Below are 25,433 nucleotides of genomic sequence, written 5' to 3'. Positions count from 1 at the left end.
CCCGGCTGCCCGTAATTTATCGCTTCTTAGCACCAGGCAGACTGCTACTTGCTACTTCTGCTTGTGATAACCGCGTTCCCCGTAAGGAGACAGCTGCTCCAGCCACTTGCTTTCCATGTCCGGGAGCCTTTTGCTGTATTTCTTCAGCTCCTGCACATCTGCCACGAAATCCTCTTCCGGCTTAATCTGCTCCAGCACCTCGAAGCGGAAGCCCGCCTCCCCGCGTTCATTCCAGTCGCTCTGCAGCTCCTTGTTATCATGGGCTTTGATGTCCAGCATGAATTTATGCTTGTTCCAGACCCCGTCGAGATTCAGACTGCTGCCAATATACATTTTCTCATTGCCGGTATTTACAATCCTGTAGACCCCCATCGGCCTGTGCGAGTGCGCGTAATTATATCCCAGTTCCTTGCGTCTGGCTTTATCCATCGTTTGTTGTCTCTCCTTCTTACTATAATTTCACCCAATATCTGCTGCCGTCATCCTCGCGGTCCAGCAGCCCGTAATCAATCAGGTAACGCCGCAGCGTCACATAATCGGGATAAGCCGATTCCAGCACGGCATTAATCTCTTGCTCGCTATATTTGCGTCCCGTCTCGAACCGCTGAATCAGGTGGCGCAGAATCGCCACTTTACGTTTCTGCTTCTTCGGGAACTCTGACAAGGGGCCGTCCGGCCCCTGTTTGAAATAGGTCCCCAGAATGTCCTCATTCTCCTGCTCTGTAATCGCAAACCGTTCATCGACCATCTCTGCAGTCCGCGGAATGCTGACAAAAGGTGAAGAAGGTCCCGGCTTCTCCTCGGCCAGCTCCATGACCGCCAGGAATAGCCTGGCCTGCTTCACTTTCTCCCGCAGGGTGAAGCGGTGATTACGCACGGTAGAGGTGCTGCCGATTCCCAGCTCCTTGGCGGCCTCTGCATCGCTAAGACTTTGGCGAAAGGCTTGCAGCAGCCCTTTTTGCAAATCGGTTAATCCGGTCAGCTTCTTGTCCAGCGTCAGCAGCCAGTTGAACATTCCGCCATGTACGCTGTCCACATGCAGAGCTGCGAACCGCTCCGCCTCATACAAGGTGTCCCCATCCTTATAAATAATGCCTTTCTCGAATCGTTCCCCGCAGACCAGACAATGGTATACAGTGATATGCCCGTCTGCTTCGCAGGAATAACCCTGCTTCAACTCGGCAACCGGGGCATTCCAGAACTTTTCCGATATTCGGACTGCTTCATTTCCTTCTGGCAACTGGATCACCACACCCTTTTTTTACTTTAATATAGACATATTATCATTATGTTTGTTATTTTACAAGTATCTAATTAGATTCCAGTAAGACAAAAAGACACCGCCAATTCTGGCAGTGCCTCAGTGTCCCGGGGGACAGGTATTAGTTAATTCTTAAAGCGCAGCCGAAGCCTGCTTCAGCAAGGAAGACAGCAGTTCATAATCAACAGCCTTACCCTCCGCCAGCTTGGTTGTCAGACGCTCACCACTGCCCGCTTCGAACTGGCCTTCAGGCACTTCCAGCGCTGCCGCATTGAATATGGAGAAGCTCACCCAGCCTTTGGCGGTCGAGATTACCGCTGCATATTTCCCGTTTTTGAGAAAATGCGGTTTACCGTACTGGATTCGTTCCGTAACGTCCGGGATCGCTTCATGAATGACTTCACGCAGCCTGGAGCATATCTCCACTTGCCAGGGCAGTTTGATTTGGGCAATGAAATCTGTAACCTCTTGGTTCATGGAATCACCTTTTCCTGGGGGAATGTGGTGCAGTTTCTTACAGCTTGTCTAGGTCAGCAATACGCACTACGGCCTAAGACAGCAGAGACTCCGCACCGTCGATCACAATCTGCGAACCGGTAATATGGCTGGATTCATCCGAGGCCAGGAACGCAACCAGATCAGCCACATTCTCCGGTTTACCCGGTCCGTCTGCGAGCGGCTGCGCACCTTCAGGGAATTCAATGGGAATGACAATCGACTCCACCTCTTCATTGAACTCCGTACTCTCATCAATATTCGTCGCTATGGCTCCTGGACAAATGACATTTACACGGATTTTGAACTTGGCCAGCTCCAGCGCAGCCATCTTGGCAAAAGCCACCTGCCCGGCCTTCGTAGTACTGTATGGTGACCAGCCGAAGCTGGTAAATCTGCTATTGCCGTTGATCGAGCTGGTAATAATAATGCTGCCTTTGCCCCGCTCCTTCAGATGGGGAATGCTGTATTTCAGCGTCAGGAAGGTGCCTGTCAGGTTGACGGATAAGGTCTTCTCCCAATCACTAACGCTTAGCTCCTCAATCGGCCCGACGACTCCGTTAATCCCTGCATTGGCAAACACAATATCAAGCCCTCCGAAATGCTCCACCGTCTTGCGTACCGCTTCCTCCATCCGGCCGGCATCCGAAGTGTCCACATCAATAGCCAACGCACAGTCCTTGCGCAGCTTATTCAGCTTCTGTTCCAGGATTGAGGTACGTTCGTTCACCAGATCGAATAAGGCGACATTGGCACCTTCCCGTGCGAACTGGATGGCTGCCGCTCTGCCGATTCCCGAGCCCGCACCTGTGATTATGGCTGTTTTCCCCTCAAAACGATGCTTTTTCGCTATATTTGGGCTCATATGTACACTCTCCTTCCATGATTACCATTCTGTTTGGAATGGCTCTGTTTCAAGATTACCCAATTGATCCTTGATTATAATCATATTATGCAAAAAATTGCGCAAACCTTGTGCAACATGCACAGCCGTAAAAGGAAAAGCCCCCGCTGCCAGCGGGGGCTATATAACCACTTTCCATTAACTATCCAGCTTCCGTACATCCACCTTAACCGTAAGCGTGCCTGCTACCCCGCGGTATACGCCTTTGACCGGCACGATATCCTTATAATCCCGTCCATGTCCAAGCTTGATATACCGCCAGTTCACTTCAACGTTATTGGTAGGATCGAAGCCCAGCCAGCCCGTTCCGGGAATATGCGTCTCCACCCAGGCATGGGAGGCCTGTTCAAAGTCGGCGTTGCCTCCCTGCAGATCACCGACAAAGTGGTACCCGCTCACATAACGCGAGGGCAGACCGACACTGCGGCAGACGGCAATCATCAGATGCGCATAATCCTGGCAGACTCCGCGTTTGAGCATCAGCGCTCTTTTGACCGTAGTGTTGACGCTCGTCGCGTCGGGGTCATACGTAAACTGCTCGTAGATGGTGGAAGACAGCTTTTTCGTCCATTCATACATATCCTCGGCTTCATCGAAAGGATGCTGCGAAGCAAACTCAACCAGCTCCTGCGTCACCTCGGTATATCTGGTGGGCAAAATAAACTCGATATAGCGGTTCTGAAACTTCTCGTCATTCAGCAGCTTCACCTGCTCTTCCAGCGGGATATGCGGCAGGTCGGCGCCTTGTGCTTTGTCGAGAGTAACCACGGTCGCTTTGGTATGAATCACCATCTCCGTATGCGGCTTGTTGACCGAATAGGCATGGACACGGTTCCCGAAGAAATCCTCATAGGTCAGCAGATTGGCCGGCGGATGCACCTCTACCTCATGATGATAACAGGACTGGCGGTAATTCGTCCGCGGTGTCAGCCTGATTTCATTGACACTGTCCGTCACCGGCTCTGCGTAGCTGTAGGTCGTCGTATGATGGATCTGAATCTTCATACCGAGACTCCTTCACGGCGAAAAAAAGCACCGTCCATCGTTCTGCCGAGCTTCTGGCAGGATAACATCAACGCCTCCAGCACATCCAGCGTCAGATCACCGGACATCTCTTCCTTCTCCATATAATCCAGCTCCGCTTTGATCTTGCCGGCTTGACGCATCACCTTCTCATGCCCTGAGCCCTTCTCAGAAGAATCCAGTTCCAGCTTGGCCAGATGCTCCTCCAGCTTGTGGAAGGAGAAGCGGATCGAGCGGGGGAAATACGGGTTCACGATCAGAAATTCAAGGATGCATTCCGGCGACATGTCATCGGCATAATACCGGCGGAAGGACTGATAACCGCTCACCGATTTCAGTACGGCCTGAAGCTGGGTATAGATCGAATTAATATCCTTCGACTTGCAGGATACGGTGACGGCCTGCAGGATACGTGTCGTATTCTCCGCCCGTTCCAGGAACCGGCCGCTCTCAATGAAATGCCATTCGTTGCCCCGGAGCATCACCGATTGCTCGGCGCCGAGGAACATGGCTGCACGTTCCTTAACCTGCTGATAGAACTGGTGGGGGCCGCTCATAATATCCGCTACGGACTGCTCTCCGAGCCACAGGTTGAAGCCGTTCGCGATATCCCACAGCTCGCTCGGCAAATGCTGGCGCAGCGTGCGCAGATTATTCCTGGCCTGATGCACACAGGAGAACAAAGAATTTGTATTGCCGAGGTCCAGCGTAATGAAAGACAACACATCCTGCTCGCTGAAGCTGTCAAATTGCCGCATATACTCATTCCGCACTCCGAGCGCATCAATCAGCCGGGACCACTTGTGGCCCTCCTCCTGGAAATCCTCTTCCTGCTGAATATGGTAATGAACGTCGATCAGCCTGGCGTGATTCTCAGCCCGTTCAATATAACGGCCGATCCAGAATAAAGCCTCCGCATTGCGATTCAGCATCCTACCCGCCCCTTCCTAATTTGTCCTTGTACAGGTCCGCTCAGGCCATCACCCAGGTATCCTTCACTCCCCCGCCCTGGGAAGAATTCACGACCAGCGAACCCTCGCGCATGGCCACCCGGGTCAAGCCTCCCGGAATGACATGAGCCTTGCGGTCGGCCCCCATCAGCACGAACGCTCTGAGATCAATATGCCGCGGGGCCATACTGCCGTCTGACAGCACCGGCGCACGGGACAATGACATGATAGGCTGGGCGACATAACGCTCAGGTTCTGCCAGGATTTTGAGCCGGAAATCCACCAGATCCTGCTTCGTCGCTTCACTCCCGATCAGCATCCCGTAGCCGCCGGAGAGTGAGGTCTCCTTCACCACCATTTCAGAGAGATGATCCAGCACATACTGGCGCTCCTGAGGCCGTGACAGCAGGTAGGTCGGCACATTGCCCAGAATCGGTTCTTCATTAAGATAATAGCGGATCATATCCGGCACATATACATACATGGCTTTGTCGTCGGCGACACCCGTCCCGGGTGCATTGGCAATAGCGATATTGCCTGCCCGGTAGGCATTCATCAGACCTGCGACCCCAAGCAGCGAGCCGGGCTGAAAAGCCAGCGGATCAATGAAATCATCATCCAGGCGGCGGTACAGCACATCAACCCTGCGCAGACCGTTCATCATTTTCAGGTAAATCTTATGGTCCTGTGCAACCAGATCACGGCCTTCAACCAGATGAATCCCCATCTGCTGCGCCAGAAAAGCATGTTCATAATAAGCCGAATTGTATTCTCCCGGTGTCAGCAGGGCAATGACCGGATCTTTGGTCCGGGACGGAGACAGGCTGCGCAGAACGGACAGGAAACGGTTCAGGCTGTGATCCACATCGCGGATCGAGCTGGCAAACGATAATTCAGGAAAGAGCTGGTTCATGAGCGATCTGCCTTTGAACAGATACGAGAAGCCGGAAGGTGTGCGCAGATTGTCTTCAAGCACATAATATTCGCCGTCATGATGCCGGATCAGGTCAATGCCTGATGTGGTGATATAAGCCCCTCCTGGTACACGGAGTCCGGTCATTTCCGGCCGGAAGTAACAGTTGGAGATAATCATCCGCCGCGGTACAATTCCATCCTTCACAATATATTGTTCATGGTAAATATCATGTATGAACAGATTCAGTGCTGTAATCCGCTGCACAATGCCCGCCTCCAGCCGTTCCCATTCCCCCTTCGGGATAATGCGCGGAATCATGTCAAAAGGAATCGTCCGCTCCATAGGCTGATCCTGTGCCGGGTTGTACAGTGTAAAAGTAATGCCTTCTTCCATCATCCGACGCTGCATCAGCTTCTGCTTGCCTTGCAGCTCTTCGGGGCTCATCCCGGAAAACATGCGGTTCACATGCTTGTAATGAGGCCGGACACTCCGTTCATCCGCATACATCTCATCATAGAAATGCTGCAGCGGATACGGAGACAGACCGGGCAAAGGATCTAGTTTGGACATGAGCCCGACTCCTCTCGGATCAGTATAATGTGTTAAGTATGTTGACAATGAAGTCTTAATTTCAGTAATTCATCATGAAAATATTAATTACTACCTTCATAATACGTAATTGATATTATTCATGTCAATATATATAACAGCAAAATGGAGTTTTCGAATCATTCTGCCTTATTGGAATCGCTCCCTTTTTCTTTTCACTGCTCTCAAGGGCGTATAGAGTGAATTGTACATCCAATTGTATGCTGGAGCGCTGACAAGCAGTACTATGGCAAGTAGTACTATTGATAATTTTTCATATGTTGTTTTTTTAACATGATTTCGGCATATTCTTTGAAACGCCAAAAGGGGAGTAAGCCGAAGGATGGTTATGCACTGGTGGAGGCTGCTTTCGGCAGAGGAGGCTATGTCCATGGAGGGGGATTCTGCGCGGGAAGCCAAGAAGCGGCAGCCCCGCAACAGCAGATGGACAAACGTATCTTAATTCTACGATTTCTGAGGGATGAGGGGAAGCAAGTGGAAAAACTACAACTGCTAGTGTTAGTATCAGCTACATTGGCTGAAATGCGCTCATTTAAGTGTTGTTTTTCCAACTACTGCTCTAACAGAGGCCATTCTTTCCTCAGCAAGTGGAGAAAATCCAACTAGTTCCGGTTCCCTAGTTCCGGTTCCGGTTCCAGATTTCCGATTTCCCTCCCCCTTGTGCTGGTCCAGTCCGTTCAACAAAAAAACCTCCCCGGGAATATTTCATTCCAAAGGGAGGTTTCGTCGCAGTCATCTATTGTAGTTAAAGGTCTCCGACTACCATTTCCGCTCTTGCCTAGAGTGCTTATTCTTCGGCGTCCGCTTCTTCAGAGATCATGCCTGCGAATAGGGCATGCACGAACTGGTCTGAGTCAAACGGCTGGAGATCTTCCATTTTCTCACCCAGACCCACCAGCTTCACCGGCAAATTCATCTCCTGACGGATCGCTACTACGATGCCGCCCTTCGCCGTACCGTCCAGCTTCGTCAGCACCAGACCGGTCACGCCGCTCTTCTCGCCGAACAGCTTGGCCTGACTCAGCGCATTCTGCCCGGTAGTGGCATCCAGCACCATCAGTACCTCATGCGGGGCGCTAGGAATCTCACGCTGAATGACACGGAAGATCTTGTTCAGCTCTTCCATCAGATTGCTCTTGTTCTGCAGTCTGCCCGCAGTATCGCAGATCAGTACATCTACACCGCGCTGCTTGGCAGCCTGAACGGCATCGAACATCACCGCCGCCGGGTCAGAGCCCGCCTGCTGCTTGATGACATCGACACCGGCACGTTTGCCCCAGACCTCAAGCTGCTCAATCGCTCCTGCACGGAAGGTATCGCCTGCCGCCAGCAGAACCTTCTTGCCCTCCTGTTTGTAGCGGTGCGCCAGCTTGCCGATGGTTGTTGTCTTCCCGACTCCGTTAACGCCGACAAACAGAATGACGGTAATGCCGTCCGGATTCTCCTTCAGACTGTTGTCGTCGTCGCCGCGCAGCAGCTCCATCAGCTTGCGGGAGAGAATCGGCTGCAGCTCCGCAGCATCCTCAATCCGCTTCTGCTTCACTTCAGCGCGCAGCTCCTCGACCAGCTTCATGACCGTATTAACGCCCACATCGGCGCCGATCAGAATCTCTTCCAGCTCCTCATAGAATTCTTCATCTATTTTTTTGCGGCGGATAATCAGATCTGAGACCTTCTCCACGAAACCCTTGCGTGTCTTCTCCAGGCCGTCACGGAACTGTTTGGTCACACTTTCCGTTTTACCGGAGATGCTTTCTTTCAGTTTCTTAAAAAAGCTCATATTGTTCCTCCTAAAAGTTTTGTGAGTCTAGGCTTCATTGATTCACTTCGTACAAAACTAACTTCGTAAGCATCTACCCGTCAGGCAATCTCCGCCTCTTCATCCTCCAGCCGCACCGATACAAGCTTGGACACGCCGCCTTCCTCCATGGTTACGCCATAGAGAACATCGGCTTCCTCCATCGTTCCTTTGCGGTGGGTGACTACGATAAACTGCGTCTGCTCCGAGAACTCCCGCAGATACTGGGCGAAACGCACGACATTGGCTTCATCCAGTGCCGCTTCCACCTCATCCAGCACACAGAACGGCACCGGCTTCACCTGCAGAATGGCGAACAGCAGAGCCATTGCGGTCAAGGCGCGTTCCCCGCCGGAGAGAAGCTGAAGGTTCTGCAGCTTTTTGCCCGGAGGCTGCGCGACAATATCAATCCCCGTATCCAGCATATGCTCAGGGTCCAGCAGCTGCAGATCTGCCCGGCCGCCGCCGAACAGCTTCGTGAACACCGTGCCGAATTCCCGGCGGATCGCATCGAAGGTCTGCTTGAAGCGCTTCGACATCTCCTCTTCCATCTCGTGGATCACATGGTAGAGCGTTGTTTTGGCTTCCACCAGATCATCCTTCTGCCCGCTGAGGAAGGTATAACGTTCATGTACCCGCTGGTATTCTTCAATCGCACCCAGGTTAACCTCACCCAGAGCCGAGATGCTGCGCTTCAGACGCTGCACTTCCATCTGCGCCGCAGGAACATCCTCTGGCACCGGATAACGCTGCTTCGCCAGCTCATAGCTCAGCTCATAGTCATCGCTCAGCTTGCGGAGTATATTATCCAGCTCCACATCCAGCCGCCCTACGGCAACCTCGGTGGAACGGAGCTTGTCTTCAACCGCCCGGAGCGCCTGCCGCTGGTCTTTGGTCTCGCCTTCGGCCAGCTCCAGCTTGCGCGAGATAGCCGCGCGGTCGGCACGCGCCAGGTCGAGCTTCGCTGAGGTATCTTCCTTGTTCAGCCGCAGGCTGTTGACCTCTTCCTTCTGCTTCACTGCCTCGCGTGTATTCTCTTCCAGATCCTGCTCGATGGTCATCAGCAGGCTGCGGCTCTGACGCAGCTCCTTCTCCTGCGAACCGGCATCCTGCCTCATGCGCCGGAGCTGCTCCTCCAGGGAGAAAATCTCCTGATCCAGCTTGCCCTCCGTGACCTTCATGCCCGTCAGCTTGCCTTGCAGCTCTTCCTTGGCGGTCTCATTCGCCTTGCGGTCCGATTCGGCACTGCGGATCGCCGCATGTGCTTCCTGCTCTTCCTTCTCCAGGCGGGCCAGCTCAGTCTCGGCCTGCTTGCGGGCCTCTTCGAGCCCGCGTACCTCACTCTCGAAGCCGCTGCGCTCTGCGCCTGCACCCTCTACTTGTTCCTGCACATGCCGCAGCTCCTGCTCCAGCTGCTTCAGATCACCGGATACCCGCTGCTCCTCCAGGCGCTTCTCGTCACCGTCATGCCGCAGCTCCTCCAGCTTCTGTGCTGCCTTGTCCTGCTCTGCACGCAAGCGGCTGATGCCCTGCTTCAGCTTGGCAATCTGCTGCTCGCTCTCTTCAATCTCGCCGGAGAGCTGGTCTAGCTGTCGCTTGCGGCTAAGCAGGCTGTTGTTCTTCTTATGCTGGCTGCCGCCTGTCATCGAACCGCCGGCATTCACTACATCGCCTTCAAGCGTAACCACTCTGTAGCGGTATTGGCATTTGGCGGCAATGCGGTTCGCCTGCTCCAGACGCTCGGCGATCACCACATTCCCCAGCAGGCTGCCGATAATGCTCGCATACTTATCTTCATAGCCGACCAGCTCCGAACCGATTCCGACGAACCCTTCGGCGCCTTCCACCATACTCCGGTCACTGCCGGTAATCTGCCGGGGCCGGATTACATCCAGCGGGAGGAAGGTTGCCCGCCCAAGCTGACGCTGCTTCAGGAAAGCAATCGCCTGCCGGGATACCGCCTCATTCTCCATGACAACATGCTGCAGTGAAGCGCCCATGGCCGTCTCCACCGCCATTTCCAGCTTCTCCGGAACGGATATGAGTTCAGCCACTGCACCGTGCACACCGCTCAACTGTCCTTTGCGCGCACCCTTCAGCACCTCTTTGACCCCAAGCATGAATCCGTCAAAATCATCCTGCATTTCCTTCATCGTCTCATGCCGGGAGACCTGGGCCTCGCGCTTCTGCTCCCATTTGCGCAGGCCGCTTTGCGTTTCTTCCAGCAGCTTCTGCCGCTTGCCGGTCTGCTCGCTCTCCGTAATATACGCACCGCGCAGCTGGCCGATTTCCTTGCCGAGCGCGGCAATCTTATCCTTCAGCCCTGCCTGGGCGGAGACGAGCTCCTCCAGACGGGCTGTCCATTTGCCGCTCTCCTCCTGGCTGCGGCTCATCCGCCGCTCCAGGCTCTCCTTCTGCTGATCCGCATAGCGGATCTCGTTGCGGGCCTGAGCCATCAGGTTCATCAGCTCCAGCAGCGCGCTCTTCAGCTTCTCTTCCTTGCTCTGGCTGATGCCTCCGGCCACACCCTGCAGCTTCGATTCCTCATCGCTAAGCTCGGCCCGCAGATCCTCCAGGGCTTGTCTGGACTGCTTCAGCTTATGCTCCAGCTCCGCCAGCTCACGCTGCCGCCCCTCGGAACGTTCTCCTACAGACCCCAGAGTCTGCATGAGCTGTTCCCGGTTCTTCTCCAGATTCCTGCGGCGTTCCTTCAGCAGTTCGCCGTAGCCTTCGCTCTTCTCATTCGCTTCGCTGTAATGCAGCAGCTGTCCCTGCAGCTTCTCCACTTCCTGCTCCAGGCTCCGAAGCTCGGCCCGGCCGCTCTCCAGCTTGGCATCATGGGCGGAGACAACAGTAGACAGCTCCAGTTGTTCTGTCTTGAGCAGCTCCAGGCGGGCATTGCCCTCCTGCCAGGCCGTATGTATGCCTTCGATCTGATGCACATATACCGAAATCTCCAGAACTTTAAGCTGCTCACGCAGTTCCTTATAACGTATAGCCTTCTCAGACTGGTCTTTAAGCGGTCCCACCTGATCCTCAAGCTCACTGATCAGGTCATGAATCCGCAGCAAATTCTGCTCGGTCTCATCAAGCTTGCGACCGGCATCCTTTTTGCGTGACTTATATTTAACAATACCTGAAGCCTCTTCAAAAATACCCCTCCGGTCTTCAGAACGGGTACTGAGAATCTCTTCAATCCGGCCTTGTCCAATAATCGAATAGGCTTCACGGCCAATGCCGGTATCCATGAACAGCTCCGTGATATCCTTCAGCCTGCAGGCCTGCTTATTAATCAGATATTCACTATCTCCGCTGCGGTGAACACGCCGGGTCACGGTAACCTCGCTGAAATCCAGCGGCAGCACATGATCCTCATTATCCAGCGTCAGCGAGACCTCGCCGTAATTAACTGCTTTACGGGCATCACTTCCGGCAAAAATAATGTCCTCCATCTTGCCGCCGCGCAGTGATTTGGCACTTTGCTCTCCAAGCACCCAGCGTATGCCATCGGATATATTGCTTTTGCCGCTGCCGTTCGGGCCGACTACGGCCGTAATGCCGCGCACAAATTCCATTTCCGTTTTGTCGGCAAATGATTTGAAGCCCGCTAATTCAATCCGTTTCAGAAACATATCTCGCCAATCACCTCTGACCTATTATACCATAGTGTTTCCTTGCCAAAACAACCCCACAAAGGGGTGCGCCTGCTTCGATGTTTACTCAAGTTCTGTGTGGGGACCCCAAAACATATAACTTCTGATATTTCGAAAAAGAGCAGCAAAAGTCTGACTTCCGCCGATATCGCCGGCATTCAGACCATTGCTGCTCTACTCCGCTTCTACTCGTTCAAATATGCCTTCAAGCGCCGTCTTCCTTCAGAAGCAATAACGCCGCTGCCGCTGCCTGCTGCTCCGCTTCCTTCTTGGAGCGGCCGCTGCCGCTGCCGAGTGAACGGCTGGCCATATAGACTTCAGAGACGAACTCACGCTCGTGCGCCGGACCGCGTTCTTCAATAATCCGGTATTCCAGCGTACCCATGCCATGATGCTGTATCAGTTCCTGAAGCTCTGTCTTGAAATCGCTCATCTGCATTTGCAGCTTACCGTCGGTCTCAACCAGCGGGAATACGTGATTATCCAGAAATCTCCGGGCCGTTTCCAGGCCTTGATCGAGATAGAGCGCTCCCACGAAGGCTTCGAACACATCGGCCAGCAGAGCCGGGCGGGTACGCCCGCCCGTCAGCTCTTCCCCTTTTCCCAACAGTACGAATCGCCCGAAGCCCAAGGTTTCGGCAAAACGGACCAGCGACGGCTCACACACAATCGCCGCACGCAGCTTGGTCAGTTCACCCTCGGGTCTGTCCGGGAGCAGATTGTACAGATATTCGGACACCGTCAGCTCAAGCACCGCATCACCCAGGAACTCCAGGCGCTCGTTGTCCTGATGCTGATTGAACCGGTGTTCGTTCACATAGGATGCATGGGTAAAGGCCTGCTTCAGAAGTACAGGATCGTGAAATTGGATTTGAAGTTGGCTTTGTAACTGCTTCAGGTCTCCTTTCACTGCACTGTCTCCCCTTACTTATTATATTTTTTGAGAATAACGGTCGCGTTATGCCCTCCGAAGCCGAAGGAATTCGACATTGCGATGTTAAGCTCAGCCTTACGCGGCACATTCGGAACATAGTCCAGATCGCATTCCGGGTCAGGGTTGTCCAAATTGATCGTAGGGGCAATCATGCCCTTCTGCAGCGATAGTCCGCAGATGATCGCTTCCACACCACCCGCTGCACCGAGCAAGTGGCCTGTCATCGACTTGGTCGAGCTGATTGCTACCTTGTATGCATGCTCTCCAAGCGCTTTCTTCACAGCCGCTGTCTCTGATTTGTCGCCTACCGGTGTAGAGGTGCCGTGTGCATTAATGTAGTCGATGTCCTCCGGAGAGATTCCGGCATCACGAATCGCCATCTTCATGCAGCGTGCTGCGCCGTCAGGATCAGGCTCCGTCATATGATGGGCATCGGCACTTAGGCCATAGCCAATAACTTCGGCATAAATCTTCGCGCCGCGCTTCTCCGCATGTTCGAGAGACTCGAGAATCAGGATTCCTGCACCCTCGCCCATCACGAACCCGTCACGGTCCACATCAAACGGGCGGCTGGCCTTCTGAGGCTCGTCATTGCGGGTGGACATAGCTCTCATTGCACAAAAGCCTGCCATACCCGTAGGACGAATGGTTGCTTCTGAACCGCCGCAGATCATCGCATCCGCATCCCCGCGCTGGATCAGGCGGAAGGATTCGCCAATGGAATGGCTGCCTGTGGCACAAGCGGTCACTGTTGTTGTATTCGGTCCTTTGGCACCGAGATTAATGGACAGCTGGCCGGAGCCCATGTTGGCAATCATCATCGGGATGAAGAACGGGCTAACCCGCTTCGGGCCTTTTTCGAGCAGCAGGTTGTGGTTATCTTCCCATGTGCCCAGGCCGCCGATGCCAGAGCCGACAGACACGCCGATCCGCTCTGCATCAATATCTTCACCAATGGTAAGTCCGCTGTCCTTCAGCGCATCTTCACCGGCAGCCACCGCAAATTGCACGAACCTGTCCATCTTGCGGGCTTCCTTGCGGCCGAACCGGGCCTCCGGATCGAAGTCTTTGACCGAAGAAGCGATACGCGTTGTATAATCACTGACATCAAAAGCTTCAACCAGGGATACTCCGGACTTGCCGCTCATGAGGTTATCCCAGAACGTCTCCAGATCCTTACCCAGCGAAGTCATTACACCCATACCTGTTACAACCACTCTATGATTCAAACACAATCACCCCGTCTGTAGGCTGTGTACCTCTGTAGCTTCGTAGAGGAGAACACGCCTGAAGTCTATATAAACTGCAGTCGCCGCAGGATTATCCAATCTGCGGTTCACTTATTATCTTTCATTAAGATGCTGATACACTCCTGCTCACTCTTAAAGGACCGTAAAATGAGGAGAAGTCCCGCCCTGGCAGGAACGGGACCCTCAATCATATGACTCTAGGTATGAGATTGTATGTACTTCACAACTTCACCCACGGTCGTAATACTCTCTGCATCTTCATCAGAGATTTCCATATCGAATTCATCTTCCAATTCCATTACCAATTCTACTACGTCAAGAGAATCAGCACCTAAATCATCTTTGAAAGACGCTTCTAATGTTACCTCTGCTTCATCGGCACCTAAGCGGTCGATGACAATGCGTTTTACACGCTCCAATACATCGGACATCCGGTTCACCTCCTCTTTTGGTATTATACGAGATATGAAGTCAAAATACCATAGAGCATAAAAAACGCTTTCTGGCCGCCTCTGCTCTCTTCCCCCGTACTGATCAGACGCTTAGCAAAGCCTTACATGTACATTCCGCCATCCACATGAAGTGTCTGGCCTGTCATATAGGCTGCCCCTTCCGAGGCCAGGAATACCGCCGCGTTAGCAATGTCCTCCGCCCGCCCAAGCTTGGCAAGAGGAATCCCCTTGATCAGCTCACTGCGGACTTCATCGGACAGCTCACGGGTCATGTCGGTATCAATGAAGCCGGGCGCGATGCAGTTCACGGTGATTCCACGCGCCGACAGCTCGCGGGCCGCAGACTTCGTCATTCCGATTACCCCCGCCTTGGCAGCGGTATAATTCACCTGGCCGGGATTCCCCGTCACGCCTACGACAGAGGAAATATTGATGATCCGGCCGTAACGCTGCTTCATCATCGGGCGGGTTGCTGCCTTCAGGCAGTTGAACACACCCTTTAGATTCGTTTCGATGACCTGGTCGAATTCTTCCTCTTTCATACGCATAATCAGATTGTCCCGCGTAATCCCCGCGTTGTTCACCAGGATATCAATTTTTCCCCAGACGCCGATCACCTCTTTGACCAGGTTCTCGGCCTCACTGCTGTTGCCGACATTCCCTTGCAGAGCAATTCCTTCCGAGCCAAGCTCTTGAATCCGGGCTACGGTCTCCTCGGCTGCCTGAAGGCTGCCGGAATAGTTCACCGCCACCTTGACACCCTGCGCAGCGAGTGCCAGGGCAATACTGCGGCCGATTCCCCGGGAACCGCCGGTGACCAGGGCGGTCTGACCTTTTAGTGCTGCAAACATGCTAGGTTGTCCCCCTTCAATAATCATGCAACTATTGCCATGTCCGGCGGATTACCAGCCAGCCCCGGCACTCTCCAGACTGTTGATATTCACGACCTTGACATTCTTGTCAATCTTGCGGATCAGCCCAGCCAGCACGCTGCCGGAACCGATCTCTACAAAGGTATCCACTCCGGCCGCTATCAGCCATTCCACGCTATCCTGCCAGAGAACAGGAGAGAATACCTGGGCTACCAGCAGATTACGGATTTCTTCCGGGTCTGTTACCGGAGCAGCAGTCACATTGACCACTACAGGCATAGCCGGGGCATTGAAGGTTACCTTCTGCAGTTCAGCCGCCAGCCGCTCAGCCGCCCCCTTCATCAAAGAAGAGTGGAACGGTCCGCTTACCTCCAGCGGAATGGCCCGCTTGCCTCCCGCTTCCTTCACACGCTGCACCACTTCACCGACACCTGCTACCGAACCGGAGACCACGATCTGCCCCGGACAATTGACATTCGCCAGCTCCACGGAATTCCCGGACTCTGAAATGCTGCGGCATAATTCTGTGAGGGCGCCGCGCTCGGCACCCAGCACCGCTGCCATAGCCCCTTGTCCTCCAGGCACAGCCTCTTCCATGAACTGTCCGCGCAGGCGGACCAGCCGGACAGCATCTTCGTAAGACAGCACCCCGGCGGCTACAAGAGCGCTGTATTCACCAAGACTGTGGCCTGCCACATAATCCGGTGTAATGTTAAGCCCGCGGAGCGCTTCCAGATAAGCCACACTGGCTGTAACCAGTGCCGGCTGTGTATTCACCGTCTGCTTCAATTCGCTGTCCGGGCCTTCAAATACAAGCCTGCTCAGCGGAAAACCAAGCACCTCGTCGCCCTTCTCAAAGACCGCACGGCTCTGAGGCACAGCTTCATATACATCTTTACCCATACCAACTGTCTGTGCACCCTGACCGGGAAAGACAAATGCGATTTTACTCATGAGGGTTGAAGCTCCTTCCCGTTACTATTATTAATGCCCTGTTACTTACCAGATCAGCACAGAAGCGCCCCAGGTAAGTCCACCGCCGAAGCCGACCATAAGCACTGTGTCGCCCGCCTTCATCCGGCCTTCTTCTGCTGCTTCTACCAGGGCCAGCGGAATGGAAGCGGCAGAGGTATTCGCATATTTATCAACGTTGACTATAACCTTCTCGGGCGGCAGCTCCAGGCGCTGCATCGCGGATTGAATAATCCGGATATTGGCCTGATGCGGCACGAACAAGTCGATATTCTCCTTGGTCAATCCCGCCTTGGTCAGCACACGTTCCGTAGCCGATCCCATAACGCGAACCGCAAACTTAAAGACCTCACGGCCATTCATATAAATGAAGTGCTTCTTATCTTCTACGGTCTGCCGGGAAGCCGGAAGACGCGAACCGCCTGCTTCCAGATTAAGCAGGCTGCCGCCTGAGCCCTCCGCTCCAAGATCAAAGGACTGGAAGCCCCGTCCTTCCGGAACTTCACCGACGATTACCGCACCGGCACCGTCTCCGAACAACACACAGGTATTGCGGTCTGTATAATCCGTGATACGCGACAGGGTGTCCGCGCCGATCACAAGCGCATTGTTATACATGCCGTTCTGGATAAAGCCGGTTGCTGTAGCCAGACTGTAGACGAACCCGGAGCAGGCTGCTGACAGATCGAAGGCGGCCGCATTCTTGGCTCCCAGCTTGTCCTGCAGAATGCAGGCTGTGGACGGGAAGGCGCTATCCGGCGTAACCGTAGCTACAATGATCAGATCCAGCTCCTCCGCCTTCATGCCGGCAGATTCCAGTGCCTTCAGTGCCGCTTCATAAGCCAGGTCAGAAGTGGCTTGCTCCGGGGCCGCAATATGCCGCTCCCGGATGCCTGTACGGCTGACGATCCATTCATCGTTTGTTTCGACGATCTTCTCCAGATCGCTGTTGGTTAATATTCTCTCAGGTACATATTTCCCTGTCCCAATGATTCCTACCGGACGTAATTGTCTCATGTCGTCACTCACTTCCCGCTAATTTCCTTGGATATACTGGACACCAGATCCGCCTTCAGCGCAATCCGTGCCTGTCTTACCGCATTCTTCACCGCATTGCCGTCGGACGAGCCATGTCCCTTCACTACAAGGCCGCTAAGACCTAGCAGCGGGGCTCCGCCGTGTTCCTTATAATCCATCTTGCCCTTCAGGCTTCTGAGCTCCGGCATAAGGATAGCTGCCCCCAGCTTCGTCTTCAGGGACTTACTGAACTGCTCCTTCAGCAAAGAGAACATAGCGCCGGCTGTTCCTTCCAGCGTCTTCAGAAGTATATTACCGGCGAAGCCGTCACAGACCAGCACATCGCAGCTTCCGGTAAGGACATCCCGCGCCTCTACATTGCCGACAAAATGAATGCCCGGCAGAGCTTCAAGGAGCGGGTATGCTTCCTTAGTCAATTCATTTCCCTTCCCCGGTTCAGTCCCTACATTCAGCAGACCTACCCGGGGTTTCGCAATACCATGCACCTTATTGCGGTATATGCTGCCTATCAGAGCATATTGGGCCAGATGCTGCGGCTTGGCGTCCATGTTGGCCCCAAGATCCAGGGCCAGCACCCCCACATCATCGAGAGTAGGAATCATCGGGGCCAGTGCAGGCCGTTCGATTCCTTCCATTCTACCGACAACCAGAAGCCCGGTAGTCATAAGCGCTCCGGTATTACCCGAGGAGATCATGGCATCGGCCTCGCCTTCACGGACCATACGTCCGGCAACGACCATGGACGAATTTTTTTTCCGGCGGACCGCCTTCACCGGCTCCTCATCCGAACCGATCACATCCCCCGCATGCCGTACCGTAAGATTGGATGGCCTGGTCTTCAGCAGCGGCTCAAGCCGGGCTTCATCACCGACCAGTATGATCTGTATATCACTCCATTCCGCAGCCGCAGACAACGCACCTTCCACATTACATTCAGGAGCATTATCCCCGCCCATGGCATCAATGGCGATCCGCACTCCGGTTTCCCCCTTCGCTGTACTCTTCAATGGCTGAACGATACACTATAAAATGGCCTTGAAATACGAGTTCTTCTCCGACATATGTAAACACATCCACTTCAGCTTTGCCGTTCCGGCCTGCCAGTGAACGCACCTGCGCTTTGGCAATACATTTCTCACCCAGCCGGACCATGCGCACAAACCGGATATCCGCCGAAGCTGTTAAGGCAATCTCATCATTAATAATGGCAACGGCAAGCGAATTCGCCTGACCAAAGACATAGTGGCCGCGGGCGATTCCGTTTCTGGAGAATACATGCTCATCCCGGATCTCAAAGATGGATATCCCGCTCCGGTCCAGCTGCAAATCCACAATATCTCCGACCACTTCATCGGCTGGCAGGGAACGCACCTGATCGTAGGAATGCTCCGCCATTTGCTTCATCCGCTCACGCAGCTCCGGAATCCCCAGCTCCATCCGGTCCAGCCGGATCGTCTGGATACTTACCTTAAGCTGGCGGGTTAATTCCCGGTCGGTTACAAACGGGTTGCCTTCTATTATAGCCAGCAGCTGCTGCTGGCGTTCTTTCTTGGACATCCGCTCGATAGCGGCTCACCTCCCGGCACAGGCCTGATGTGAAGCATCCGGCCAGCAAGAGTGGCCGCTGTAGTCATATCTATCAGTTCTACCTTATCAATTAGAACCAGGTACTAATATGTAGTATAAAGCATGCCGCCGCAAAAATAAAGCTTTGGCTTGAAAAGCGCTATTTCATGGATGGAGCGAAGGTTATATATGCTTTTATTTTCATAAAAATAGCACTTCACCGGCAGATGAAGTGCTACTCTTAATGTGCAAACTATTGTTTGATGATCTCTCTTGCTTTGTATGTTCCGCAAACTTTGCATACATGGTGAGCAAGCTTAAGTTCGCCGCATTGTTCGCATTTCACCATACCTGGAACAACCAGTTTGAAGTGAGTACGACGCTTGTCACGACGAGTCTTGGACGTTCTGCGTTGTGGTACTGCCATTGTGATACACCTCCTGATTGTGTTGTAACCCAATTACACTTGGGATTAGTTCTTAATCATCTTGCTTGGTAAAGAATCCTTTCAACCCAGCGAGTCTTGGATCGATCACTGTGTTGTCGCAACTGCAGGTGCCTTCGTTCAAGTTCTGTCCGCATTTCTGACAAAGACCAAGACAGTCTGCCTTGCACAATACCGAATCCGGTAAGTGCAGTACGAAATTTTCTTCCACATACGGGATAAGATCCACAATCTCATCTTTGATGTAAATGAGTTCCTCATCTTCATCTTCCGGAAGAATTGGCTGTTTCAGCCACTTGAAAGTCTCAGCGAAAGGAATGTTCAGCTTACTCTTGACCTCACTAAGACAACGTGAACATAACATGTCCACTTCTCCGTTCAGTGTTCCCACCACGTTCACACTATCGGCTCCCGCGGGCAGCGCTTTAAGGTCTACTGAGAGTGGTGCAACAGCAAGTATATCCTTGCGCCCTGTGACAACCTCACTGACATCCACGGTATCGTGGAGGACCAGAGGCTCGTCGGCATTCGCTAATTTGCGAAAGTGAATGTTCATAGTTATCACTCCAAACAAACAAAATTTATTATACCTATTATTACCTGAGTTTGTCAACCATTTTCCCTTTATATTGTTTCAAAGGCGGAGACAATTTATGATATACCTAAGTTAAGCACTGAATCCGGAATCTGAATCGTCAGATATCCTACGAATAGGGCGTGAAGCAACGGTGACAACTGTAGGTATTATAGCCGAATATAACCCTTTACATAACGGGCATGTCCACCATTTCCATGAGGCCAAAAGAATCTCGGGCGCGGCCCGCTCCATCGTCATTATGAGCGGGCCGTTCACCCAGCGCGGTGAGCCGGCGGCGGTCAGCAAGCGCGCCCGTACCGAGATGGCGCTGCATATGGGCGCCGATCTGGTGATTGAGCTGCCGGTGGCGTATGCCGTCCAGCCGGCGGAATGGTTCGCCTTCGGAGCGGTCTTCCTGCTGGAGGCGACCGGCGTCGTCGACAGCCTGTGCTTCGGCTCCGAAGCGGGCACTTTGGGCGCGCTGCTGCCCCTGGCCGGCTTCCTGGCCGAGGAGAGCAGCGCGCTTAAGGACGAGATCCGCGCGCGCCTGGCGCAGGGCGCGGGATTCCCCGCCGCGTACAGCGCAGCGGCGGCGGCGGCCTGGAGGGAGACTCCCGGCGGAAGCGGGAGTCCGCTTGATGCCGAGGCGCTGCTGCGGCAGCCGAACAACAGCCTCGGCTTGCATTACCTGATCGCGCTGCAGCGGCTCGGCAGCGCGATCAGGCCCTTGACCGTGCCGCGTACCGGCGCGGGCTTCCACGACCCGCTGCAAGGCGGGTCGTCCATTGCCAGTGCAACAGCGATCCGCAGGCTGCTGCTGGAGGGCGGTTCACCGGCGGCATACCTGCCGGAGTACAGCCTGTCCATTCTTGAGCGGGAGCTGGCGGCTGGCCGGGGTCCGGTGAAGCTGGAAGATTTCAGCATCCCGCTGCGCCATGTGCTCTCCACCCGCTCTGCTGTGGAGCTGCGTATGATCCAGGACATGAATGAAGGCCTGGAGAACCGGCTGCTCCGCATCCTGCCCCGGCTCGATAAGTTCACCGTCAGCGGACTTCTTGAGGAGCTTAAGAGTAAACGCTACACCCATACAAGGCTCCAGCGTCTGCTGCTTCACACTCTGCTGAACCACAGCCAAGCAGAAATGACCCCGTCGGTTCTCTCCCGGGGTCCGGGTTATATCAGGGTTCTCGGCTTCCGCGAGAACGGCCGGGAGCTGCTGAAGTCAATGAAGCAGCGGGCAACGCTTCCGGTGGTTACCAGCCCCGCCCGCTTTGACCATCCCATGCTGGAGCGGGACCTCCAGGCAGCGGCTGTATTCGCCGGAGCCTATTCCAGCCCGCTGCGCAGCGATCTGTACAGCGATTATCTGGAGCCGCCGGTCAGGATCTGAGTACCGGCAGCTCCTCCATATATTTCAGGGCGTCGGGTAGCGTAGATACAGGAACCAGCTTCATCTTAGTGCCGATCTGATCCGCCTTCGCCTTGGCTTCATCATAGTTCTTGAGAGGAACGAAGAAGATTTCCGCCCCTTTGCGGTCGGCAGCCACAATCTTATGCTTCACCCCGCCGATCGCCCCCACTTTTCCCTCAGCATCAATCGTGCCCGTCCCTGCCACCCGATGCCCCTTGGTCAGATCTCCCGGCGTAAGCCGGTTGTAGATTTCCATGGTGAACATCAGTCCTGCCGAAGGCCCCCCCACGTTTGTATCAACAAAACTGACGGCTCTGCCCTCTTGCTTAGGCTCCACCTTTTGGACGGCGCCGATAACGACCCCGAAGCCCGGCCGTGCTGCCGAGGTTTCTTTATCCTTGACTCCGACCAGCTTGACCTGCTCTTTAATCTCCTTGCCGTCACGCTGCAGCATTACCTCAACGGTATCACCTATTTGGTGAACCGACAGCAGCTTGGACAGAGCGGCCGGATCGGCTGCTTTTTGCTCACCGACACTGATGATTTTGTCCCCCGGCTTGAACTGGCCCTGACTTGCCGCCTCCGGTACGGAGAATACATACAGATAATCCACGATATCCTCATAGGGTACACCTGCCGCATGATAAGCAGCCTGCACGGCGTACGACTGTGAACTGTTCATATAGAAGACCTGCTCCGCCGCGTATTCCTGCTCTGTCTTATCCTGGAGGCGGGTTTCTTTCAATACCACCTCTGCATTGGAATTGAACACGGAAGCGATCAGAAGGGCCACATTCGCATAACTGGCAGAGACCGTGGTCATCATGAAGGTCCCCTGCTCCTGCGGATCGGCATTCTCTACCTTGATCATCGGAGCTACCTCGGAGGCGCTTCCCGGCTGATACACAATATAAGGAGTGTTCATAAAGACGACCACATAGAGAATGACCACGAATGAAAATAAATAGGCTGTAGCGCGGAGGCCTACCCGGCTTTTATGCTGCCTCAAGTCTCTTCCCCTTCTTTCCCGACGCATGAAGCCCCGGCATTGGAATATGATACCAGAAGCCTGGAGCTTCACTCCGGCTGTGGCATGATGGTTGTCTCCCCTGCATAAATTGATAATAAGATCTACCCATGTCCTAAGCTATGAAGAGGTGTTGCTTCTAATGATAAACTTTAAGCTGCGGCGGTTCCTCACAGGTTCAGCCCCTTTTGTACCCGGGGCCGCAGCCATTCTGCTCGCTATAGCCATTGTCCTGGCACCGGAATCCTCCTTCGAGGCTTCCCTCACGGGCCTGAAGCTCTGGTGGACCCTTGTCTTCCCGGCGCTCCTGCCCTTCCTGATCTTGTCAGAGATGTTGAGCACATCGGGCTTCGTGCATGGCATCGGCGTACTACTCGGGCCGCTGATGAAGCGGTTGTTCAAGCTCCCCGGAGCAGCCGGCTGGACCCTTGTGCTCGGCATCACCGCCGGCTTCCCGGCCGGCGCCGGAGGCGTGATGCAGCTGCACAGGCAAGGAGACATTACGGACAAGGAGGCAGGGCGGCTGGCATCTATTGTGCATTACGCCAGCCCGGTCACGCTGCTGATTGTGATTGGCACGGCATTCCTGCATAGTCCCGCAGCCGGTTATACCCTGCTTGCCATCCACTGGCTGTCAGGCTTAACCGCAGGAGGGATCTCGGCCTGCTTCAACAGCTCCCGGAAGGTATCCTTATCCATACCTCCAGGCGCTGCGCCCAGACTTCCCGGCAGCCGCCAGCCCGCCTATAAGGCATCCTTGCCCCGGCGTATTCACCGGGCAGCAGCAGATGCCCGTTCAAGGGACGGACGGGGATTCGGCAAGGTGCTCGGTGAATCCGTATCCGCAGCCGTACAGAACCTGATGATCGTAGGCGGCTATATGATTATGTTCGCAGTAGTCATCAACATTATCACCACACTGCTCCCGCAGATCCCGCCGCTCATGGCAGCAGGTCTGCTGGAGATTCATCTCGGAGCCCGTGCGATGACCTCCGCTGCAGCAGGCCAGGGAGGCTTCATCGCAGGCGGACTTCTCGGCCCGGCACTGCTGTCCGCCGGATTGGCCTGGAGCGGAATCTGTGCCCAGCTTCAGGCACTGACCTTGCTGAAAGCAGCGAATGTAAGGTTCCTTCCGTTCGCCGCCGTCAGACTGCTGCATGGGCTAATAGCCTTTGCACTGACCTATCTGCTATGGACGCCGCTGATGAACCTCCAGGCTGCCGTACTGCCGGTTATTGCCGTCTCCACTCCCGCAGCTGCGCCGCTCGAACTGGGCTTTGTTCATCGAATCTGGGGGTTTTTCCCGCAAACCTTGCAGCTCCAAGCTCTGCTCGTTATATTCCTGCTGCTGTTATCGGCCGCCGTCAAGCTGTTTACTCGGAACCGCCGTCCATCCGGCTGAATTTAAGCTTCATGGCCTGCTCCACTTCAGGGGTCACGAAATCCGAGACTTTCCCGCCAAAGTGGGCAATCTCCTTCACCACACTGGAGCTAAGATAGGAGTATCTCGGATTGGTCATCATAAATATGGTTTCCGCCTCGGGGTCCAGATTATGATTAATGGAAGCATTCTGTAATTCATACTCGAAGTCCGTGACAGTACGGATGCCCCGGACAATGACCTGGGCATCCTTTTGCCGGACATAATTCACGAGCAGATCACGGAAGCTGTCAACCTCAACATTCGGAATATCCGCAGTAGCCTGGCGCAGAAGCTCCGTGCGCTCTTCGACTGTAAACAATGGATTCTTGCTTAAGTTGTTCAGGACAGCCACAATCAGCCTGTCGAACTGCTTGGCTGCCCGGTGGATAATATCCATATGTCCCAGCGTTACCGGATCGAACGTTCCCGGGTAGATGGCGACACGCTCTTTTCTAATTTGCAGACTCATCATTAACCTCCTTGCTGCTAACGGCACTCTCTGGAAGGGCAGCTTCATACTGATATATTGAGATCGTAACCTCTCCATATACGGACAACCTCGTCCTGCGGAACCCCGGAATATCCTCGGGATAGGAATACCCTGATACATGCTCCAGTACGACCACCGCTTCAGGGTTCAGCAGATGTTTGTCCGCCATCGTTACCATGAGTTCATCCCCATGCTTCATACGGTAAGGCGGGTCCAGAAACACAAGATCGAACGATCTTCCCCGCTTCTCCAATGCCCCAAGCGCCCGGCCGGCATCGTTGCGGTAGACCTCAGCCTGCGGTTCCAGCCTGGCCGCCTTCAGATTTGCGCGCACCGTGTCAATGGCCTTCTGCTCCATATCCACAAAAACCGCAGCTTCCATCCCTCTGCTCAGGGCTTCAATCCCCAGCCCTCCGGTACCGGCATACAGATCAAGCACCGTACCCCCTTCAAAATAAGGCCCGATCATACTGAATAATGCTTCCTTCACTTTATCGGTGGTAGGCCTTGTCCCATTGCCTGGAACACTTTTTAGCGGCCTGCCCTTTGCACTTCCCGATATGACTCTCACCGATCATCCACCTGCTTTTTAGCTTTTTATATCTCTATTTACCATGCCGTTACAGGGCATAAGTCCAAGGCTATAGTACCACAATTGTTCCTTGAAATAAAAAGATTGTCCGAGTTTGTCACAATGCGGAGCTTGAGAATATTTGGTGTGCAGATGTATAAAAGTCCCGCAACCGGGTCATCCTGTAACTATCGACATCGCAAAATGTCGTAGACAACCGCGGAGCAAGCTTACGTTTCCCCATAAGCTCTTCGTCCGGTTTCTCCTCTCCCATGAAAGAGGCTCCCGAAAGGGAGCCTCGATTTTTTGTGTATTCATCATATATCGCGACACTCGCGCACACAAAAATCCGATGCCTGGGAGCACCGGATCAAGGTAACTAAATAATTCGCTTCAGCTTGGCTTCCTGCTCAATGGAACGTGCTGAGAGCAGTTCAATTATCCTATGCTGATTCTCTAATAAAGATTCAACATTGATAAGTCGTTCGTTGGTCTCCAGTACAGCACTTTTGATTAGGTGCTGATCTTCCTCAATACGATTAAGACGCTGGTCTACACCCTCAAGACGTTGGTCTACACCCTCAAGACGCTGGTCCATACTTTCAAGACGTTGGTCTACACCCTCAAGACGCTGATCAATGTCCACAAGATGCCGGCTCACACTAACCAATCGTTCATCTGTACGATCCAATCGTTCATTCACAGGAACTAACTCTTCCCGAATAACAGTCCGCAATAACTGCACCAAATCATTATCCATGCGCTCCGCTCCTTTGGAACTTGATGTATAGATTGT

26 protein-coding genes are annotated in these 25,433 nt (G+C 54.0%); 2 read left to right on the top strand and 24 right to left on the bottom strand.

Going from position 1 to position 25,433, the window contains the following annotated elements:
- Nucleotides 1–51 precede the first annotated feature (51 nt).
- The 20 genes from HQN87_RS01995 to HQN87_RS01900 form a co-directional block, all read right to left on the bottom strand.
- Nucleotides 52–429, bottom strand: a complete 378-nt coding sequence (locus HQN87_RS01995) for a GIY-YIG nuclease family protein (protein WP_173126914.1) — start codon at nt 427–429, stop codon at nt 52–54.
- 22 nt (nt 430–451) lie between these two features.
- Nucleotides 452–1,246 (bottom strand): DUF2087 domain-containing protein, encoded by a 795-nt coding sequence (locus HQN87_RS01990; protein WP_173127656.1) that lies wholly within the window; start codon nt 1,244–1,246, stop codon nt 452–454.
- Nucleotides 1,247–1,393: 147 nt separating this feature from the next.
- Nucleotides 1,394–1,738, bottom strand: a complete 345-nt coding sequence (locus HQN87_RS01985; protein WP_173126911.1) for a DUF1801 domain-containing protein — start codon at nt 1,736–1,738, stop codon at nt 1,394–1,396.
- A gap of 73 nt (nt 1,739–1,811) precedes the next feature.
- The gene (locus HQN87_RS01980) at nt 1,812–2,621 is read right to left on the bottom strand and encodes an SDR family oxidoreductase (RefSeq protein ID WP_173126908.1); all 810 of its coding nucleotides are present in this window, start codon (nt 2,619–2,621) and stop codon (nt 1,812–1,814) included.
- Between the two features lie 177 nt (nt 2,622–2,798).
- The gene (locus HQN87_RS01975; RefSeq protein ID WP_173126905.1) at nt 2,799–3,665 is read right to left on the bottom strand and encodes a transglutaminase family protein; all 867 of its coding nucleotides are present in this window, start codon (nt 3,663–3,665) and stop codon (nt 2,799–2,801) included.
- Nucleotides 3,662–4,615 carry an alpha-E domain-containing protein gene (locus HQN87_RS01970; protein WP_173126902.1) on the bottom strand — a complete coding sequence of 318 codons (954 nt, stop codon included), beginning with the start codon at nt 4,613–4,615 and terminating at the stop codon, nt 3,662–3,664. Before HQN87_RS01970 ends, HQN87_RS01975 begins: the two co-directional genes overlap by 4 nt.
- 40 nt (nt 4,616–4,655) lie before the next feature.
- The gene (locus HQN87_RS01965) at nt 4,656–6,119 is read right to left on the bottom strand and encodes a circularly permuted type 2 ATP-grasp protein (protein WP_173126899.1); all 1,464 of its coding nucleotides are present in this window, start codon (nt 6,117–6,119) and stop codon (nt 4,656–4,658) included.
- A gap of 567 nt (nt 6,120–6,686) precedes the next feature.
- Nucleotides 6,687–6,839, bottom strand: a complete 153-nt coding sequence (locus HQN87_RS01960) for a hypothetical protein (protein WP_173126896.1) — start codon at nt 6,837–6,839, stop codon at nt 6,687–6,689.
- A gap of 106 nt (nt 6,840–6,945) precedes the next feature.
- Nucleotides 6,946–7,938: a signal recognition particle-docking protein FtsY gene (ftsY, locus tag HQN87_RS01955; RefSeq protein ID WP_173126893.1), complete on the bottom strand. Its 993-nt coding sequence runs from the start codon at nt 7,936–7,938 to the stop codon at nt 6,946–6,948.
- An 80-nt stretch (nt 7,939–8,018) separates the two neighbouring features.
- Entirely contained in the window at nt 8,019–11,588 is a 3,570-nt protein-coding gene (gene smc / locus HQN87_RS01950; protein WP_173126890.1) for a chromosome segregation protein SMC, read from the bottom strand.
- 226 nt (nt 11,589–11,814) lie between these two features.
- Nucleotides 11,815–12,519 carry a ribonuclease III gene (gene rnc, locus HQN87_RS01945; RefSeq protein WP_173126887.1) on the bottom strand — a complete coding sequence of 235 codons (705 nt, stop codon included), beginning with the start codon at nt 12,517–12,519 and terminating at the stop codon, nt 11,815–11,817.
- A gap of 14 nt (nt 12,520–12,533) precedes the next feature.
- The gene (gene fabF / locus HQN87_RS01940) at nt 12,534–13,772 is read right to left on the bottom strand and encodes a beta-ketoacyl-ACP synthase II (protein WP_173126883.1); all 1,239 of its coding nucleotides are present in this window, start codon (nt 13,770–13,772) and stop codon (nt 12,534–12,536) included.
- Between the two features lie 218 nt (nt 13,773–13,990).
- Nucleotides 13,991–14,224, bottom strand: a complete 234-nt coding sequence (locus HQN87_RS01935; protein WP_039307421.1) for an acyl carrier protein — start codon at nt 14,222–14,224, stop codon at nt 13,991–13,993.
- A 122-nt stretch (nt 14,225–14,346) separates the two neighbouring features.
- A complete protein-coding gene (gene fabG, locus HQN87_RS01930) occupies nt 14,347–15,096 on the bottom strand; it encodes a 3-oxoacyl-[acyl-carrier-protein] reductase (RefSeq protein ID WP_173126879.1) in 750 nt (249 codons plus the stop codon).
- Between the two features lie 51 nt (nt 15,097–15,147).
- Entirely contained in the window at nt 15,148–16,071 is a 924-nt protein-coding gene (gene fabD / locus HQN87_RS01925; RefSeq protein ID WP_173126876.1) for an ACP S-malonyltransferase, read from the bottom strand.
- 45 nt (nt 16,072–16,116) lie between these two features.
- A complete protein-coding gene (locus HQN87_RS01920; protein ID WP_173126873.1) occupies nt 16,117–17,106 on the bottom strand; it encodes a beta-ketoacyl-ACP synthase III in 990 nt (329 codons plus the stop codon).
- Between the two features lie 8 nt (nt 17,107–17,114).
- On the bottom strand, nt 17,115–18,104 hold the full coding sequence (plsX, locus tag HQN87_RS01915) for a phosphate acyltransferase PlsX (protein ID WP_173126870.1): 990 nt from the start codon (nt 18,102–18,104) through the stop codon (nt 17,115–17,117).
- The gene (gene fapR, locus HQN87_RS01910) at nt 18,088–18,684 is read right to left on the bottom strand and encodes a transcription factor FapR (protein WP_173126867.1); all 597 of its coding nucleotides are present in this window, start codon (nt 18,682–18,684) and stop codon (nt 18,088–18,090) included. The genes plsX and fapR overlap by 17 nt, the downstream gene beginning before the upstream one ends.
- Before the next feature lie 262 nt (nt 18,685–18,946).
- On the bottom strand, nt 18,947–19,120 hold the full coding sequence (rpmF, locus tag HQN87_RS01905; RefSeq protein ID WP_019911234.1) for a 50S ribosomal protein L32: 174 nt from the start codon (nt 19,118–19,120) through the stop codon (nt 18,947–18,949).
- A 52-nt stretch (nt 19,121–19,172) separates the two neighbouring features.
- The gene (locus HQN87_RS01900; RefSeq protein ID WP_173126863.1) at nt 19,173–19,694 is read right to left on the bottom strand and encodes a YceD family protein; all 522 of its coding nucleotides are present in this window, start codon (nt 19,692–19,694) and stop codon (nt 19,173–19,175) included.
- Nucleotides 19,695–19,866: 172 nt separating this feature from the next.
- On the opposite strand from HQN87_RS01900, the gene HQN87_RS01895 reads away from it, so the two are divergent.
- Nucleotides 19,867–21,105 (top strand): tRNA(Met) cytidine acetate ligase, encoded by a 1,239-nt coding sequence (locus tag HQN87_RS01895; RefSeq protein ID WP_173126860.1) that lies wholly within the window; start codon nt 19,867–19,869, stop codon nt 21,103–21,105.
- On the opposite strand, the gene HQN87_RS01890 is transcribed toward HQN87_RS01895, so the two are convergent.
- A complete protein-coding gene (locus tag HQN87_RS01890; protein WP_254075316.1) occupies nt 21,095–22,135 on the bottom strand; it encodes a SepM family pheromone-processing serine protease in 1,041 nt (346 codons plus the stop codon). The two genes, HQN87_RS01895 and HQN87_RS01890, sit on opposite strands and share 11 nt — an antisense overlap.
- Before the next feature lie 160 nt (nt 22,136–22,295).
- Between HQN87_RS01890 and HQN87_RS01885 the strand changes: the two genes are divergently transcribed.
- Nucleotides 22,296–23,555 (top strand): nucleoside recognition domain-containing protein, encoded by a 1,260-nt coding sequence (locus HQN87_RS01885; RefSeq protein ID WP_173126855.1) that lies wholly within the window; start codon nt 22,296–22,298, stop codon nt 23,553–23,555.
- Here HQN87_RS01885 and coaD read toward each other — a convergent pair.
- The 3 genes from coaD to HQN87_RS01870 all read right to left on the bottom strand — a co-directional run bounded on the left by coaD (nt 23,527) and on the right by HQN87_RS01870 (nt 25,397).
- On the bottom strand, nt 23,527–24,045 hold the full coding sequence (gene coaD, locus HQN87_RS01880; RefSeq protein ID WP_173126852.1) for a pantetheine-phosphate adenylyltransferase: 519 nt from the start codon (nt 24,043–24,045) through the stop codon (nt 23,527–23,529). The two genes, HQN87_RS01885 and coaD, sit on opposite strands and share 29 nt — an antisense overlap.
- Nucleotides 24,029–24,637, bottom strand: coding sequence for a 16S rRNA (guanine(966)-N(2))-methyltransferase RsmD (gene rsmD / locus HQN87_RS01875; RefSeq protein WP_173126849.1), 609 nt, complete (start codon nt 24,635–24,637; stop codon nt 24,029–24,031). The genes coaD and rsmD overlap by 17 nt, the downstream gene beginning before the upstream one ends.
- Nucleotides 24,638–25,016: 379 nt before the next feature.
- Nucleotides 25,017–25,397: a hypothetical protein gene (locus HQN87_RS01870; protein WP_173126846.1), complete on the bottom strand. Its 381-nt coding sequence runs from the start codon at nt 25,395–25,397 to the stop codon at nt 25,017–25,019.
- Nucleotides 25,398–25,433: the final 36 nt, after the last annotated feature.

The sequence above is a fragment of the Paenibacillus tritici genome (assembly GCF_013204885.1).
GTDB classification, from domain to species: Bacteria; Bacillota; Bacilli; order Paenibacillales; family Paenibacillaceae; genus Paenibacillus_AQ; species Paenibacillus_AQ tritici.
The sequence above is the reverse complement of the archived record's forward strand: the minus strand, read 5'-3'. Positions and strand labels throughout refer to the sequence as shown.

Coding starts and splice junctions, on each gene's coding strand:
- HQN87_RS01995 (WP_173126914.1), bottom strand. CDS start 429: ATGGATAAAGCCAGACGCAAGGAACTGGGATATAATTACGCGCACTCG.
- HQN87_RS01985 (WP_173126911.1), bottom strand. CDS start 1,738: ATGAACCAAGAGGTTACAGATTTCATTGCCCAAATCAAACTGCCCTGG.
- HQN87_RS01980 (WP_173126908.1), bottom strand. CDS start 2,621: ATGAGCCCAAATATAGCGAAAAAGCATCGTTTTGAGGGGAAAACAGCC.
- HQN87_RS01975 (WP_173126905.1), bottom strand. CDS start 3,665: ATGAAGATTCAGATCCATCATACGACGACCTACAGCTACGCAGAGCCG.
- HQN87_RS01970 (WP_173126902.1), bottom strand. CDS start 4,615: ATGCTGAATCGCAATGCGGAGGCTTTATTCTGGATCGGCCGTTATATT.
- HQN87_RS01965 (WP_173126899.1), bottom strand. CDS start 6,119: ATGTCCAAACTAGATCCTTTGCCCGGTCTGTCTCCGTATCCGCTGCAG.
- ftsY (WP_173126893.1), bottom strand. CDS start 7,938: ATGAGCTTTTTTAAGAAACTGAAAGAAAGCATCTCCGGTAAAACGGAA.
- smc (WP_173126890.1), bottom strand. CDS start 11,588: ATGTTTCTGAAACGGATTGAATTAGCGGGCTTCAAATCATTTGCCGAC.
- HQN87_RS01935 (WP_039307421.1), bottom strand. CDS start 14,224: ATGTCCGATGTATTGGAGCGTGTAAAACGCATTGTCATCGACCGCTTA.
- fabG (WP_173126879.1), bottom strand. CDS start 15,096: ATGTTTGCAGCACTAAAAGGTCAGACCGCCCTGGTCACCGGCGGTTCC.
- fabD (WP_173126876.1), bottom strand. CDS start 16,071: ATGAGTAAAATCGCATTTGTCTTTCCCGGTCAGGGTGCACAGACAGTT.
- HQN87_RS01920 (WP_173126873.1), bottom strand. CDS start 17,106: ATGAGACAATTACGTCCGGTAGGAATCATTGGGACAGGGAAATATGTA.
- fapR (WP_173126867.1), bottom strand. CDS start 18,684: ATGTCCAAGAAAGAACGCCAGCAGCAGCTGCTGGCTATAATAGAAGGC.
- rpmF (WP_019911234.1), bottom strand. CDS start 19,120: ATGGCAGTACCACAACGCAGAACGTCCAAGACTCGTCGTGACAAGCGT.
- HQN87_RS01900 (WP_173126863.1), bottom strand. CDS start 19,694: ATGAACATTCACTTTCGCAAATTAGCGAATGCCGACGAGCCTCTGGTC.
- HQN87_RS01885 (WP_173126855.1), top strand. CDS start 22,296: ATGATAAACTTTAAGCTGCGGCGGTTCCTCACAGGTTCAGCCCCTTTT.
- coaD (WP_173126852.1), bottom strand. CDS start 24,045: ATGAGTCTGCAAATTAGAAAAGAGCGTGTCGCCATCTACCCGGGAACG.
- HQN87_RS01870 (WP_173126846.1), bottom strand. CDS start 25,397: ATGGATAATGATTTGGTGCAGTTATTGCGGACTGTTATTCGGGAAGAG.